The 14,363-nt window shown below is 53.5% G+C and carries 13 protein-coding genes; 6 read left to right on the top strand and 7 right to left on the bottom strand.

The annotated features are described in order from the left end of the window. Window positions 1–156: 156 nt before the first annotated feature. The 5 genes from AACY30_RS15115 to AACY30_RS15095 all read right to left on the bottom strand — a co-directional run bounded on the left by AACY30_RS15115 (window position 157) and on the right by AACY30_RS15095 (window position 5,219). Window positions 157–1,197: a hypothetical protein gene (locus AACY30_RS15115; RefSeq protein ID WP_339540578.1), complete on the bottom strand. Its 1,041-nt coding sequence runs from the start codon at window positions 1,195–1,197 to the stop codon at window positions 157–159. Between the two features lie 112 nt (window positions 1,198–1,309). Continuing rightward, window positions 1,310–2,236, bottom strand: coding sequence for an FRG domain-containing protein (locus AACY30_RS15110; RefSeq protein ID WP_339540577.1), 927 nt, complete (start codon window positions 2,234–2,236; stop codon window positions 1,310–1,312). 391 nt (window positions 2,237–2,627) lie between these two features. Further along, window positions 2,628–3,098, bottom strand: a complete 471-nt coding sequence (locus AACY30_RS15105) for a hypothetical protein (RefSeq protein WP_339540576.1) — start codon at window positions 3,096–3,098, stop codon at window positions 2,628–2,630. A gap of 180 nt (window positions 3,099–3,278) precedes the next feature. Next, window positions 3,279–3,659 (bottom strand): hypothetical protein, encoded by a 381-nt coding sequence (locus AACY30_RS15100; RefSeq protein ID WP_339540575.1) that lies wholly within the window; start codon window positions 3,657–3,659, stop codon window positions 3,279–3,281. 765 nt (window positions 3,660–4,424) lie between these two features. Beyond that, window positions 4,425–5,219: an AraC family transcriptional regulator gene (locus AACY30_RS15095; protein WP_339540574.1), complete on the bottom strand. Its 795-nt coding sequence runs from the start codon at window positions 5,217–5,219 to the stop codon at window positions 4,425–4,427. Between the two features lie 88 nt (window positions 5,220–5,307). On the opposite strand from AACY30_RS15095, the gene AACY30_RS15090 reads away from it, so the two are divergent. Continuing rightward, window positions 5,308–6,555 (top strand): MFS transporter, encoded by a 1,248-nt coding sequence (locus AACY30_RS15090; RefSeq protein ID WP_339472056.1) that lies wholly within the window; start codon window positions 5,308–5,310, stop codon window positions 6,553–6,555. Here AACY30_RS15090 and AACY30_RS15085 read toward each other — a convergent pair. Next, entirely contained in the window at window positions 6,468–7,379 is a 912-nt protein-coding gene (locus AACY30_RS15085; protein ID WP_339472057.1) for a LysR family transcriptional regulator, read from the bottom strand. The genes AACY30_RS15090 and AACY30_RS15085 overlap by 88 nt on opposite strands. Window positions 7,380–7,523: 144 nt before the next feature. Between AACY30_RS15085 and AACY30_RS15080 the strand changes: the two genes are divergently transcribed. From AACY30_RS15080 to AACY30_RS15070, 3 genes are read left to right on the top strand one after another with little or no spacing between them, the layout of a single operon-like run. After that, entirely contained in the window at window positions 7,524–8,921 is a 1,398-nt protein-coding gene (locus tag AACY30_RS15080) for an amidohydrolase family protein (RefSeq protein ID WP_339540573.1), read from the top strand. A gap of 11 nt (window positions 8,922–8,932) precedes the next feature. Beyond that, a complete protein-coding gene (locus AACY30_RS15075; RefSeq protein ID WP_339472059.1) occupies window positions 8,933–9,406 on the top strand; it encodes a DMT family transporter in 474 nt (157 codons plus the stop codon). A gap of 39 nt (window positions 9,407–9,445) precedes the next feature. After that, on the top strand, window positions 9,446–10,306 hold the full coding sequence (locus tag AACY30_RS15070; RefSeq protein ID WP_339540572.1) for an SMP-30/gluconolactonase/LRE family protein: 861 nt from the start codon (window positions 9,446–9,448) through the stop codon (window positions 10,304–10,306). 388 nt (window positions 10,307–10,694) lie between these two features. Here the strand turns inward: AACY30_RS15070 and AACY30_RS15065 are convergent, their stop codons facing one another. Next, on the bottom strand, window positions 10,695–11,600 hold the full coding sequence (locus AACY30_RS15065) for a LysR family transcriptional regulator (protein WP_339540571.1): 906 nt from the start codon (window positions 11,598–11,600) through the stop codon (window positions 10,695–10,697). A 96-nt stretch (window positions 11,601–11,696) separates the two neighbouring features. Between AACY30_RS15065 and AACY30_RS15060 the strand changes: the two genes are divergently transcribed. Together AACY30_RS15060 and AACY30_RS15055 are read left to right on the top strand one after the other, a co-directional pair. After that, entirely contained in the window at window positions 11,697–12,482 is a 786-nt protein-coding gene (locus tag AACY30_RS15060) for an SDR family NAD(P)-dependent oxidoreductase (RefSeq protein WP_339472062.1), read from the top strand. A gap of 422 nt (window positions 12,483–12,904) precedes the next feature. Continuing rightward, on the top strand, window positions 12,905–14,305 hold the full coding sequence (locus tag AACY30_RS15055; protein ID WP_339472063.1) for an aspartate aminotransferase family protein: 1,401 nt from the start codon (window positions 12,905–12,907) through the stop codon (window positions 14,303–14,305). Window positions 14,306–14,363 lie beyond the last annotated feature (58 nt).

Here is a 14,363-nt window from a genome sequence, read left to right as displayed (position 1 = left end):
GGCTTGGAGCCTTGAAGTAGTGGGGCGGGTGAATGGAATTGAGGCCTCGTTATCAGCTTGGGAAGCGAATATGAAAGTTGAATGGTCTCAAGGGCATATCAGGACCGTCTGAATACAATACCTGAATTGTTTACATACGACTGATAACTCCGATTTTTAGTATAGCTTTGCCAAAGCTTCAAATGCAGACAATCGTGCTTGAACAAGCTCTTCCGGCTCGCCGGGAAAGGCTCCTGAAGTGCTCATGCGAAGAAGGTCTTCAGTATCTGGCTCTTCGTAGCCCTCTTTTTTGCAATGCGATTTCAGCCAGTCATAGAAGTAAATAGTTAGATGAGCAAGCGGTGGACTTATAAAATCTTCTAGCTCTAGTGTATTTAATATGTATAAGGCTGCTGCCCGTCGCTCCATATCGTCCGTGTACTCTGGGTAGGTAAGTGCAAATCTTTTGGAGATGTATTCACAAAGCGCAGTAGTGTATACGAGTATATAAGGGAGGCGGCTAAAGAGGAAAGACCACTGCAAGTGTAGTGAATGGTTGGTTGGGAAGATAAAGTTAAGACTGTATGCCGTAGTTTTTAAAATAGACTTTGAAGTGATTAGATGTGTCGCCTTATTGCAGAATCCATCGAAGCTATCCTCGCAGGATTTATCATAGCGCAGCTGTGCTAGATATTCAGCATTGAAAGCGGATGAGTGTCCGATTTTGTCTAATGTTGCTGTGATTCGAGCTGTATGAGACGCTAAGTCATCTCCACGGTTGAATTTTGGGGGAGTGCAGGATAGTCGCTCAGCAAATTGATCTTCATTTTCAATGATTGACTCCAAGACCAAAAGGTTGTCCTGAAGAGGTTTCCTTAGTAGTGTGTACGCGACGCTTATTTTTCCCTTGCGGGCTGCCTCTAAGGCTTCAAATATATAGTGAAGCGAATCGCCTAGTATTGATGGGAAAATCCTGCTAATTAGTATTTCTGGTAGTTTGTGTGTAAGGTTTTTATTTTTGATGATCTCGACGAGATCTGGCAACTCTGTCGAATCGGCATCGTCTTTTATTTCATCTAGCTTCAGTGAGAATATTCCGCACTCATGACCGGATTTCAATAAATTTGTAGCTACATCATGCGCGAAGAAACAAAGCTCATAACCTTGATGGAAGATTTTTGGTAGATGAGTGTTTGATTCGTTAAGTCGCTCGTGCATTTTTTACCTTTTTATAATCAAGAAAGTTATTGTCAATCACGTCGTCATCGCCAAAGGCTCCGGCCGCAGTCGGGAAAATCAAGCATAGTCGGGCCCCGCATACGAATGATATTTAATGAAAGTCTGGATCGTAGCCATCTTCGTTGTACTCCTGAATGAGTGACTGAGACGGCCTCACTCCAACCTCAACGTTGGCCCAGTCTTTAACGCTTTTTGCCACGCCATGGAAGCCGGGAAAGAGCGTTGAGCCATCAACGCCAAGTCTCGAGCAAAGGTCTAATAAAGCGGGGGCCTCCTCGATCGGCAAGGTCATTTTGACAAGTGGTGTGTGGCTCCCTGCCGTGCTGTAAATCTCTTCAACATCCTCTAGTGCTTCGACCTGATACAAGTCGTCCGGGTTATATCCTTTAACTTCATGCGTGGTGAATAAACCAGACTGAGCCGCCTGATTTTTGCTCGTCCCCCCTGGAGTCCTAATCACCTTCACTGTTTTCCAGTGCATCGAATTAGTGGTGTCCAGGGCCCAGACAGCTAGCCTCGGCATTTTCCTGCTATCAATCTCAAGGTTTGCCGATGAGGCAGCGAAGTAACAGGCGACAAAGCTTCTCTCAGTCCAGTCGAGGAGACGAGTGGGTACATCGTAGTGTTGAGCTACGGCCATGATTTCGTATAGTTGAGTAGACGGCCAAGAGATATGCGGACTTTGGAACGAACCCCAACCATCGGCAAGTGTTCCGCTTAACTGTTCTGTGTAACCCGGAACATTTAGCCCTGAGCGATCACAGCCCGTTAAGAATCTTCTGAGTATCTCCAGCTCAAAGGCCACTTGCCCTGCCGTTGAGGCATCAAAAACCCTCCTTGGCGAGCCATAGGCGAATGAACCAATTCCACGCCTGCACACTGATGGGGTCAGCTTGTACTCATCACTTGGCTGACCTCTAAAGATGAATCTTCCAACATCCCAAATTGGGTTTAGTGGGGACAAGTGGTCCAGCAACTGGCGCGCAGTATGGAAAGGTATCACTGTTGGATTTGCCATCGTTCCTTGACTCCGCCTCCGTTTAGCAATTTCCAGTCTAGTGGCATTTTGACAGGCAGGCTATTCCTATTCGCTCAGAGTTATGGCCGCCCTTGAGCGGAGCTTGAGTACGGTACAGCACGTGGGCACCGCGGCTTGTATGCAGAACCGACGTCTTTTTGGATTGTTTGTCCAATCCCATCATGGGAGCGTGAGGTTGCCTGAACGAGCGGAACCCATGGGGCAAAAATGGGGCAAACAGCACGCCAATCTATGCCATTCAATGCCAATGAGGCGTTTATGCAGCCTCATGCATGCGCGCATTACGCCCAACGGCTACGGGCTTTTCCCCCTAAATCCTCTACATACCCCTACACAATCGGGGTGTGCCTCGGTGGCGTCATAGCGTGCCTCATTTCTTGAGCACCGTGCATGATCCGGCAAAGGAATGAATGGCACCCAGCTCGTGTGTGTACCCGTAATACCTCTGCTTGGTCCAATCGATATAGAAAAAACCTGATCCGGAGTGAGCACGCAGTATCAGGACGCCGCTGCTGTCGGCCCATCCAGGATCAGAGTATAAAAAAACTTCGCGCTGAATGTTAACGAAGTCCTTTGAGTAAACAGTCTTCTCTTTGAGGTGGTAGAAATCCTGGCCCTTTCCGTATGAATAATGAGCTTGATGTTCTTCCTGGGTTATTGTGACTTTTCCGCCGTACTCGAGCAAATGAGCCGCAGACCCCGGCAGGTCGAGTTTCTCAATGCCGACGCGGTGATTTTCATCGGGTGTACAGAGTATCTGATCGGGAAGCGGTGGCGTTGCTGCGCTTCCACTGGTGGTGAAAGACAGGCAGGCGAAAAGTGTGGGGATGCACAGCTTCATTGCATTGTTCCTTAGTGAGAGTCCACACTCACGGTGGGTGTAGCCTCGGGTCCAAGCTTTTCCTGTGCCCCATCATAGAGTTCCCCGCCGGTACCGCGATTGACAACGTTGCACGGGAAAGGATGGAAAACCATTGTTAGTCCGCCTTCTTAATAATTTGTAAGTGTAAATTGTATTTGATTAAGCGCCTTGGCAGTTGCGAATTACCTTGTTAGTTCTTTCAAGATACACAGATGTCAAATCATTATGAAAAGACGTAGTGGAGCCACTTGGGGTGTCACTTACATCAATAACCATAGCTGTTGATTCTCCAAATGCCACACCCTGAACAAGCCAAATTGAATAGCCTCCCGAAATAGGGCGGGTATGGATTTTTGCATTTCTCGCCAAAGGCTCTCTAAAGATCTCTTCTGTGTCGAGCACTATGCATCCAGCAACAGCTTTAGCTTTGTTTGAACTACTTATTTCTATTGAAGGTGGTTTGGTTCTTAACATGTCCGGCGTTGAGCATCCGGCAAGAATTGCTATGCCTGCTACTAATAAAAATCGTGATGTTTTCACTGTTACATCTCCATTTTGAGTTGAGGTGATTGTATTGCGCCATCACTGAATATGCACCCTGTATATGCCGTTAGCTAAAATTTAGGATCTGTCGAAGTCAAATTTCAGCCATTGGCGAGGAGGTCGCTATGATTTTGGGCTGACTTTTAGAGAGAGTTTAGGGCGATACCTGGGCGGCTTTAGGTCGCTCTTGGCATTGCGGACTTGGGATTTAGCCCGTAACTGCCCGTTTAAAGCGTCCTAGAGGGGGGGGGCTAATCCGTGGGACCGTTGAGCGGAAGACTCGATAGGACGAACTGGAGGGCTAACCCGACTGCAGTCTATAAATCAAAGAAAATCCATTCCGCAACGGAAACAGAGCCTCCCGATTTCAGAGGGCTCCAGCGAGGTAGAAACGTTGGTGATGCGGAATTGATGTGGCGGTAAGTTATTGAAAATAAAAAGAATATTAGTGGATTGCAAATCCGCCTACGCCGGTTCGATTCCGACCTCGGCCTCCACTCTTAGAAGCCCCCGTAGATTAACGTCTACGGGGTTTTTTATTGTCTGCGGTTTGGTCATCGCTTCCGCAATTTTTCGGATCGCTTGCGCATCCCTACCTTTTTTCGGGAAATTTAAGACGCCGTTATCGTATCGGTACGCCTCTCCCCGATTGCGCGTGGGATTGTGCTCGAGGCTAAGGAGCCTGAGCATCTACTAACGGCCAGAAGCGGACATACCGTGATCACTCTACAACCTTGGCGCTCTGTATCAGCCACCGGAGCATTAACGCAGCGAGGAAAAATACTGAGTAGGCGGTTTACCCAGGGCTTTTTTGAACATCGTGATGAAGGCATTAACAGAGTCATATCCCAGAATGCCTGCCACACGTTGCACTGAAACCCCCTCCGCCAAATGACTCAGTGCGATCATCAAATGCAATTGTTGACGCCAGCGTCCGAAGCTCAGCCCGGTCGTGCTTTCTACAAGCCTGGCCAGCGTTCGTTCACTGGTTGCAAGCCGAGTGGCCCACTCGCGCAACGTAGTTCGGTCGCCTGGATCTGAGAAGAGCGTATCCGCGATTTGTTTGATCTTGGGGTGGTCTGATATCGGCAAATGCAGCTCTCTCAGCGGAGCATCGGAAAGCTGCTCAAGCAGCACTGCAACCAGCCGAGCTGTCTTGCCCTCGGGATGGAAAGCAGGTTCCTGTTCAGCGAGATGCAGGATCATCTCCCGAACAAGGGGCGTAATGGCAACCGTGCAGCATTCTTCAGGCATGGCTGCCGCACCGGCCTCAACGAACAGAAAGCAGGTCCGGGCGTTTTCGGTCACTCGGCAACTGTGCGGCTTGCCGCCCGGGATCCATACGGCGTGCTGGGGAGGGACAAGCCATAGTGCATTTTGCACCTCACAGCTCACTGCGCCATGCAAAGACAGGATCAGCTGGCCTTTGCGATGATCATGCGGGCGGGCACCCGAATCATTGAGGTCAGGCGCAACCTTGAGGGCAATCGCTGCCTGGGCGAAAAGGTCTGAATCGAAATCTTCCGGCGAGGAAACGATATTTTTTGAGCTTGGCATAATTTAGGTATCGGGTGTCTTGATATCTATATCATACAGTTCTGAAGTTCTCTACAGTTGTCTTCTTTCAAGAGGACAGATAAAGAATATGTCAGATACAAAAAACAAGTGGCATGCCATCGCGCTCGTCGCAGGCATTCTGCTTATCGCCGTGAACCTGCGCGTTCCCTTTACCAGCATCGCGCCCGTTTTGCCGCTGATCCAGAATGATTTTGGCTTGAGCGCCTCAGCTCTAGGCCTGCTTACTTCACTGCCATTACTTGCCTTTGCAGCCTTCTCCCCGCTCAGCGCATCGGTCGCCCGCAGGTTCGGCATCGAGCGCACGCTTTTCGGTGCGCTGCTGGTCATTTCAGCGGGCATCCTGCTCCGCTCCGCAGGCAGCGCGTGGGCGTTGTACGCCGGTACGATATTGATAGGCACTGGGATCGCCCTGGGCAACGTGCTGCTGCCCGGCCTTATCAAACGCGACTTCTCGACAAAAATGGCGTCCATGACCGGCGCTTATTCCATCACGATGGGCGCAGCGGGCGCTGTCGGTTCAGCCGTAATAGTTCCGCTGACCCAATCATGGGGATGGCCGATTGCCCTGAGTTTGTTGGTCGCAGCCCCTTTGTTGGCGCTGGTGGTGTGGCTGCCGCAGTTGAAAAAACACGAACACGTAAATCTGTCCGGTCCGAAACAAGCGCCAACCGTGGCCGTCTGGCGTTCGCCGCTGGCATGGCAGGTCACACTGTTCATGGGGCTGAACGCGATGCCTTTTTATGTCGCCGTCGGCTGGCTGCCGACCATTCTGATGGACCATGGCATATCCCCGGAGCAAGCAGGCACGGTACATGGCACGCTTCAACTGACCACGGCCATTCCCGGGTTGATTCTGGCGGCCACGCTTCGCCGTCTCAAAGACCAGAAACTGGCAGCCGCTACCGTCAGCCTGTTAACCGCCTCATCCCTGATCGGGCTCATTTACGCGCCAGACTACGCCATGTTGTGGGCCGCGTTCCTGGGCTTCGGCTCTGGTGCCAGCATGATGCTCGGCCTGACCTTCATCGGCTTGCGCACAAAAAATGCCGGTGACACGGCGGCACTGTCAGGAATGGCGCAGTGCGTCGGCTACCTGATGGCAGCCGCAGGCCCCTTGCTGCTAGGCCAACTGCACGACTGGACCGGTGGCTGGACAGCACCGCTGCTGATCACAGCCGCAATCTCCGTAGCCGGCGCATTCATCGGAATGCTGGCCGGGCGCAACGTTCAACTTGAACCTGCTGAATCATCGTCGCGAACAAGACCAGCAATCCAGTCAGCGAATGCGCTCACAGCTGGCGATAGAAAGCGCTGATGCGGGTATAGCAGGTGCACAGGAACCGATGCGGGCTGCCAGTCAGCAAGTACTTCAACCAGCCGCCCTTTTCGCAGATGCTCGCTGACCACGTTCTCAGCGAGCTGCACCAGCCCTAAACCTTCAAGGCACATTTTGATGTAAAGCCCAGTCTCGTTGACAGCCGCTGTGCCGTTCACCGGGACTGAGATTTTTTCGGTGCCACGGGCAAAGCGCATTTCACCTGCTTGCCTTGCACGGCCCGAGAAGTAATGAATGGCCCGGTGGTGAGACAAATCTTGCGGATTTTGCGGAGTACCGTTCTCTTCGAGATAGGCGGCAGACGCACAGGTCACCCAGCGAAACCGACCGAGTGGGCGCGCAACGAGCGTTGAGTCATCGAGCTCGCCTGTACGAATAACGCAATCGACACCCTCTTGCACCACATCAACCTGCCGATCGTTGACGCCTATCATCAGGTAGATATCCGGGTAGCGCCTGTAAAAGTCTTGCAGGTTTGGCATGACGATGAAGTGTGCAATGCCACCCGGCATATCGACACGCAAACGCCCCTGTGGCCGTTTTACGGAATCCGTCAGGCTGGTCTCTGTGTGTTCGATCAGCTCCAATATTTCCCTGCATTGCGCCAGATATTGAGCGCCCTCATGCGTCAGGCTGACCCGTCGCGTTGTTCTGTTCAGCAGGCGCACCTGCAAGTACTTCTCAAGATTTTTGACGCTGCTGGTAACTGTCGAGGCCGGCAGAGAGAGCGTCTGCGCCGCCTGGATAAAGCTTTCTGCTTCAGCCACACGAACGAAAACCTGCATCGCTTGAATACGGTCCATGACTGTTAGCAGCCTCAAAGCAGTGATCGGGGAAGTCGTTATTATTCGTAAATATTGAATAATAAAAACAGTTTAACCATCTTTTTCCCGCAGTACCGCATTGCGTACATTGCTTCCAACGAAATTTGAAGAGGTGTACAGAAAATGGCTGAATATAACCGCAGCATCGTGCAGGCCCCGGCCGCTCCGGCCGCCCGCACCCTTATCCGCGGCGCCACTGTGCTGAGCATGGATGGTGATATCGGCAATCTGGCGCGCGGCGATATCCTTATCGAAGGCAGCACCATCACGGCCATAGGTGAAAACATTGAGGCCGGCGACGCTGTTGTTATCGAGGCATCCTGCATGATTGCCATGCCCGGCATGGTCGATACGCATCGTCACTCCTGGGAGGGCCAACTGCGTCGAATCAATCCGAATGCCGAAACCCTGGAAGATTACTGCAACGCCACGCACTTCTCGTTCGCCAAATACTATCGCCCGGCTGACATGTATATCGGCAACCTACTGACTGCGCTGGGCTGCATCGATGCCGGCATCACCACCGTGGTCGATAACTCGCACAACAGCCGCACCGGCTCGCACTCCGATGCTGCGGTAGAGGCGCTGCTTGATGCTGGTATCCGATCTGTACACGCCTCCGGTGCGCCAGTTTCCGGTGAGTGGGACAAAGCCCACTGGCCCGGCAACCTGGAGCGCCTGCAGGAAAAATACGTCAAGAACGGCGACAATCCACTGCTCTCGCTGGCGGTGATGGCGCAGCTGGAGCCTGAGCTATGGGCTGAAGCCCGACGCTTGGGGCTGCCGATCATTACCGAATTTTTCGGCGGGGACATGGCAGCTGAGTTGGAGGGTTTGCATCGCGAGGGTCTGCTGCGCCCCGATAACATCTTCAACCACTGCACAGCGCTGCCGGACGCCGGCTGGAAAATCCTTCGCGAGGCTGGCGTGCGGGTCAACGTATGCCCGCGTTCAGATGCCCACTACGGCATTGAAGATGGAATGTTCGCCATGCAGTCGGCCCAGCGTCACGGCATCAGTCCGGGGCTGAGTGTCGATAACGAAACCTCCTACAGCGGTGACATGTTCATGGAGATGCGGGTGGCGTTCTACCTGCAGCGCGTCATGGGCATGCACCAGCAGCGCTGCTGCGGCGCAGAACATCATCCGGTGACCCTGCCTGCTCATGGCCTGCTCAAAGCCGCCACTCTCGACGGCGCTACCTGTGCCGGATTGCAGGACAAAGTCGGCAGCCTGGCCCCCGGCAAACAGGCCGACCTGATCCTTATCAATGCACAGGACATCAACCTTTACCCGTCAGGCAACGCATTCGGCACCGTTGTACACGCGGCCGAACGCAGCAATGTCGACACGGTCATGATTGGCGGGCGCATCGTCAAGCGCGGCGGCAAGGTGCTGGGCGTGGACAGCGAAAGGCTGCGTGCAGCAATCGACGAATCCCGTGAGCATCTGTTTGCTGCCGCAGGCTACCAGCCGGATATTTTTGCCGAGACATTTATGCCGCTTGAGTCAGCCAAGTAAGGAGAAGCGAGATGAACGCAGCCTACTACCTGCTGGCCATCGCCGCAGGGCTTGGCATAACCCTGCAGACCACGCTGAATGGTCAACTCGCTAAAGGTGTGGGTGGAGATTCCGTAGCGGCGGCGCTGTTCTCATTTACTGCCGGTGCGATATGCCTGGGCGTCTTTTCATTGATGCGCGGCGGGATAGTGGCCTCACTGGCGGCTATACCTGCCCAGCCTTGGTGGAGCCTGCTGGGCGGTCTGCTGGGTGCCGGTGCCTTGCTTAGTTATGTGGTGCTTGCGCCAAAAATCGGTCTGTCAGCCATGCTGGGCCTCGCTATCGCAGGGCAGATTATTTCGTCACTGGTTATCGATCATTTCGGATTGATGGGGGCATCGGAAAGGCCGGTGTCTCTCATCAAGTTGGCCGGGTCGATGGTGATGCTCGCAGGCCTGGCCATCGCCCTGTTCGGTGACAGGTGGTCAGCGCTTTTCTCCAACTGACTGCCTTGTTTGCCCCATCCTGTTTCCTAGGACGCAACCATGTTTAAAACCCTAACCGGCACCACCAGTCTTCTTGGCGAATGCCCTGTCTGGTGTGAAAGAACCGAACGCCTGTTCTGGACCGACATACCCGGCTGCGAGTTGCGTGCTCTGGACCCCGAAAGCGGCGAAGTGCAGCGTTGCTCTCTGCCAGAGCCGCTAGGGTCATTTGCCCTCACGGCAGACGAAGACATATTGCTGATGGGACTGGCATCCTGCCTGGGCTACTACAACCTGAGCACCGGTCGTTTCAGCAAAATCATAGCCACCCCTGGCGTGGCAGGAACCCGGATCAATGATGGCCGCTGCGACCGTATGGGAAACTTCGTATTCAGCACTATGGACACCGGCGAGCCGGTGCAAACCATAGGCAGATTTCACCGGCTCAATGCCGCGACGCTCGAGACAGAAACGCTGGATCTTCCCGAAGTGGCGATCCCGAACAGCATCTGTTTTAGCCCGGACGGTTCCACCATGTATTACGCGGATTCCCTGCAAGGATGCATTTTCTGCTGCGATTACCCGTCGCTAGAAAACCAGCGTGTATTCACCACAATCAACGGTCAGGGTGCTCCAGACGGTTCTTGTATTGATGCGCAGGGTTTTCTCTGGAATGCGGAATGGGGCGGTAGCAGAGTCGTGCGTTACGCGACTGACGGCAAAGTTGACAGCGTGATCGACTCCCCGTGTATTCAGACAACTTGCCCGGTGTTAGCGGGACCTGGTTATGAAACGCTTTACTGCACCAGCGCACGGATAGGGCTGGATAAACCGGCAGATTTCGATGGCACGTTGATAAAAGCCGAAGCCGTTGTAGCTGCCGGATTCCCTGAAGAGCGATTTACGGGACGACTGCACTGAATAGTGGGTTCTAGCCTGTCGCGCCGTTCTGAATGCCCACTTGGTAGACGCGTATGAATGACCGCTTCTGGCCTATTCTGTTGAAAAAGTCGGCCATGGTTTCCACGGCAGAAAAGTACGCGTTTGAGATTGAAATCTTTACTTTGAGCAGAGGGTTCCGGGCTCAGATTTCGCGTAGCTGCGCGCAAAAAAGGCATTTTCAGCAGTCAGTACATGCGCAGCCTGGAAGGACCGAACTTTTTCAACACAATCGGCCGAAAGCCGCCTCTCTGCGAGGGTAGCTTCTGCGAAAGATAGCTGCGTGACGGACGGCGAAACTCGCTCTTGTGAATCAACCGTCGGGCCGCATTTGGACGCCGCCAGAAGCCTCAATGTGCACTTTTACTCATCAAATACGACGAGGCTCGTCCTCCGCAATTTCGCGCATCAGACTCAGGTAACGACGCGCTCCCAGCCCCAGAGGCCGGTTCTTTACCCAGATGATATCGACCCATAACCGCATCTGACTCGGCATGTTGTCAAACACTACCTCCGTCAATGCGCCCGAAGTGATTAGAGGTTGTACCAGCGGTTGTGGAAGATAAGCCCAGCCCAATCCTTGCTGCACCAGATCCAGAGTTGCCAGATAATTGTCGCTGTGCCAAATCCGCCGTGACAGCACAACACGTGGGTCAGAGTCTGTAGGTCCTCCAGTAGAAACGATGATCTGCCGAACGTTGACCAGTTGCTCTTCACCTAAGGGGCTTTTCTTGCCGGCGGCCGCAGGATGATCTGGAGAGGCAACTGCTACTAACAATTGGCTCCCCGCTTCGAGAAACGTCTCCCGCTCGTCAAGCCCTGGTCGTTCAAATCCAAGTGCCAATTGCACACGCCCTTCATGGAGCATGCGCATCGCCTCCGGATGGGACGCGGAGCGAATCTCGATTTCAAGCGTGGGAAACTCCCTGCCGATAATGGACAGCGGACGATTCCATACGCCTGTTTGCAACTCCGGCGCCATCGCAAGGACCAAGCGCCCCTCCAACCCCTGATGAAGCTGGAGCGCATGGGCGTCCAGCAGGTTTAACTGGCTGGCGACTTGTCGTGCCTGGGGCTCCAGTGCTTTGGCGGCCGCCGTAGGAATAGCTTTGCGGGTTGATCGGTCAAAAAGCAACAAATCCAGCTCTGCTTCAAGCTGCGACACCGCCATGTTGATGGCCGAGGGTACCCGGCCTAATTTTCGAGCGGCGGCAGAAAAGGACCCGCTGTCGACGACCGAGAGGAAAACTTTAAGTGACTCACTGGTAAACGCCATAGTGGTTGTCAAATTTTCTGATGATGATCGTCTTTATTTATCAGTTTTATTGGCCTAATTTCTACTCTCTTTCAAATTTAATACGTGGGGCACACCATGTTGGGTACGGAATTGAGGGGGCATGTGGCACTTGTCAGTGGTGCCGGGAGTGAATCTGGGATCGGTATGGCTATTGCTCGCAGGCTAGGTGTATCCGGGGCGAAGTTGATTATCACTGCCAGCAGCAACCGCATCGCGGATCGGATTGAAGAGCTACGCCTTGAAGGGTTTGAAGTTGAAGGCCGGCCAACTGACCTCACCGATGAAAGCCAGGTACGTGAATTCAGCCTATGGGCAGAGTCAGTCTGGGGGCGGGTGGATATTCTGGTGAATAATGCTGGTATGGCCATGCAAGGAAGCCCTGAGGTTTTCTCGGAATTGGCAACGATGGAACTGCATGAGTGGAATCGTTCACTGGCCAGAAACTTAACGACCGCTTTTCTTCTGACTCGGGCCGTTTTGCCCGGTATGAGGGCGCGAAGTTACGGGCGCATTGTCAATATCAGTTCCACCACGGGCACCAGGGGGAGCAATCCGGGCGAAGCCGCTTATAGCGCCGCCAAGGCCGCGATGGTTGGCATGAACATGGGACTCTCACTTGAAGTCGCCAAGCAGGGGGTTACCGTAAACAGCGTGGCTCCCGGATGGATCAACACCGGGTCAACCACGTCCGTTGAAGCAGAGGCGGGGCGCTTTACCCCGATTGGGCGGTCAGGCAGCCCCCGCGAAGTGGCGGCGGCGGTTGCATTTCTGGCGTCGCCTGACGCCAGTTACATCACAGGGGAAGTCCTCGTGGTGGATGGAGGGAACTGTCTGGTCGAGAACAAAGCCCCTCAAGCCTGATTTCAAGTCACGTCGGTTTATCCCCGCTTAGCGGGAATAATACGGAAAATTAGACTCCGGAATCTACAATTTCGGTAACTCGCCTAGAGCATACCTAGAGCGAACAATGCGAAGGCTGCGTGCCGAAATCGACTTAAATACGCTGGCTGCCCGACAAACTGGCTATTAAGTTTGAGGTTTTCTCCAACACGATCAATGAATGACCCTGGGTGGGGCTGCTGCTATCACCGCGATATACCAAAGAGTGTGTTAGTCCACGCTATAAATATTTAACGCGAACACCCGAGTTGTAAGTTTACGTATCTGCATTCCCTAGTCATTAGGGGACTGATGCGTGAGTAAATGTGGCGATGGATTACCGAATAATATATAGACAGCAACGACTTTTAATTAATGTTGGTACTTAACATAGGGTTCTTATTATGTCGAAAAGTGGAATTAGTGAATCAGCGATTGCTGCGTTTACCGCATCCGAGCGTGCCCGATTCATTGAAAACAACCCAACGTCAATGGCGCTGGCCAAGCGTGCCAAGGCGAATCTGTTCAACGGTGTTCCCATGCACTGGATGAGCGATTGGTCCATGCCTTCGCCGCTCTTCGTCAAGCGCGCCAAAGGCGCGCGCTTCACCGATGTTGACGATCATGAATACATTGACTTTTGCCTGGGCGACACCGGCACGATGTTTGGCCATTCACCTGATCCTATCGCCCGAGCCATAGCTGAGCAGGCGGATAACGGCTTGACCACGATGCTGCCTGGCGAAGATGCGGTGGTCTGCGGAGAGTTGCTGGCTCAGCGATTTGGGCTGCCTTATTGGCAGGTCACCGCCAACGCGACTGACGCCAATCGTTATGTGTTGCGCTGGGCGCGCGCTATCACTAAACGCAATGTCTTGCTGGTGTTCGACGGCTGCTATCACGGCACCGTGGATGACGTGATGGTGCGGTACCGCGACGGCAAAACAGTGCACCGTCCAGGTCTTGTGGGCCAAGCCTACGACTTGGCCCAGTACAGTCGATCCATCCCCTTCAACGATGTCGACGCATTAGAGGCTGCTTTAGCCCAGGGCGATGTGTGCGCGCTGATGTGTGAGCCGGCGATGACGAACATAGGCATGGTCCTGCCCGATTCGGGCTTCATGCAAAAGTGCCGAGAGTTGACCCTCAAATATGGCAGCCTGTTGGTCATTGACGAGACCCACACTATTTCCACCGGCATCGGTGGATGCACTCGCCAATGGGAGTTGAAACCCGACTTTTTTGTGGTGGGTAAACCCATCGCCGGTGGCGTGCCCTGCGCTGTGTTTGGCGTTACCGAGCAAGTTGCGTTGGCCATGCACGACGCGCAGAAGACCATTAGCGAAGAGAGCGGTGGGCATGGCCACAGTGGTATGGGAACGACACTGTCCGCCAACGCGCTGGCGATGCGTTGCATGCGAGCCAATCTCGAAGAGGTCATGACAGAGTCTGCCTACCAGAACATGTTGCATTTCGCATCAGGGTTGGCTAAGGGATTTCGATACTTGTTCAAGCAGCACCAACTAAATTGGTCGGTAACAGAGTTGGGCGCGCGGTGTGAGTTTCAATTCTGTGCCACCCCGCCGAGAACAGGCGCGCAAGCCGAGGCAGCTTTTCATGACAGCCTACAGATGGCGCTGCATCTCTATCTGATCAATCGCGGAATCCTGATCACGCCTTTTCACAACATGACCCTGTGCTGTCCACAGACAAGTTCATCGGATATCGACAGGCTGCTCGTTGAGTTGGATAACGCGCTAACCACGCTGCTTGCCATACCTGGGGCTCGGGTCATCCCTTCATAACTGGACGTCTAAAGACTCCACATTTCACAAATACTGCCAAGTCGCTTGAATGAGCGCT

It is taken from the genome of Pseudomonas sp. RA_5y_Pfl1_P24, from assembly GCF_963970945.1.
GTDB lineage: Bacteria > Pseudomonadota > Gammaproteobacteria > Pseudomonadales > Pseudomonadaceae > Aquipseudomonas > Aquipseudomonas tritici.
This window is presented reverse-complemented; position numbering and strand designations above follow the sequence as displayed.

Bases quoted from the DNA above. Each gene is read 5' to 3' on its own strand.
- AACY30_RS15115 (WP_339540578.1), bottom strand. From the start codon at position 1,197: ATGCACGAGCGACTTAACGAATCAAACACTCATCTACCAAAAATCTTC.
- AACY30_RS15110 (WP_339540577.1), bottom strand. From the start codon at position 2,236: ATGGCAAATCCAACAGTGATACCTTTCCATACTGCGCGCCAGTTGCTG.
- AACY30_RS15105 (WP_339540576.1), bottom strand. From the start codon at position 3,098: ATGAAGCTGTGCATCCCCACACTTTTCGCCTGCCTGTCTTTCACCACC.
- AACY30_RS15095 (WP_339540574.1), bottom strand. From the start codon at position 5,219: ATGCCAAGCTCAAAAAATATCGTTTCCTCGCCGGAAGATTTCGATTCA.
- AACY30_RS15090 (WP_339472056.1), top strand. From the start codon at position 5,308: ATGTCAGATACAAAAAACAAGTGGCATGCCATCGCGCTCGTCGCAGGC.
- AACY30_RS15085 (WP_339472057.1), bottom strand. From the start codon at position 7,379: ATGGACCGTATTCAAGCGATGCAGGTTTTCGTTCGTGTGGCTGAAGCA.
- AACY30_RS15080 (WP_339540573.1), top strand. From the start codon at position 7,524: ATGGCTGAATATAACCGCAGCATCGTGCAGGCCCCGGCCGCTCCGGCC.
- AACY30_RS15075 (WP_339472059.1), top strand. From the start codon at position 8,933: ATGAACGCAGCCTACTACCTGCTGGCCATCGCCGCAGGGCTTGGCATA.
- AACY30_RS15070 (WP_339540572.1), top strand. From the start codon at position 9,446: ATGTTTAAAACCCTAACCGGCACCACCAGTCTTCTTGGCGAATGCCCT.
- AACY30_RS15065 (WP_339540571.1), bottom strand. From the start codon at position 11,600: ATGGCGTTTACCAGTGAGTCACTTAAAGTTTTCCTCTCGGTCGTCGAC.
- AACY30_RS15060 (WP_339472062.1), top strand. From the start codon at position 11,697: ATGTTGGGTACGGAATTGAGGGGGCATGTGGCACTTGTCAGTGGTGCC.
- AACY30_RS15055 (WP_339472063.1), top strand. From the start codon at position 12,905: ATGTCGAAAAGTGGAATTAGTGAATCAGCGATTGCTGCGTTTACCGCA.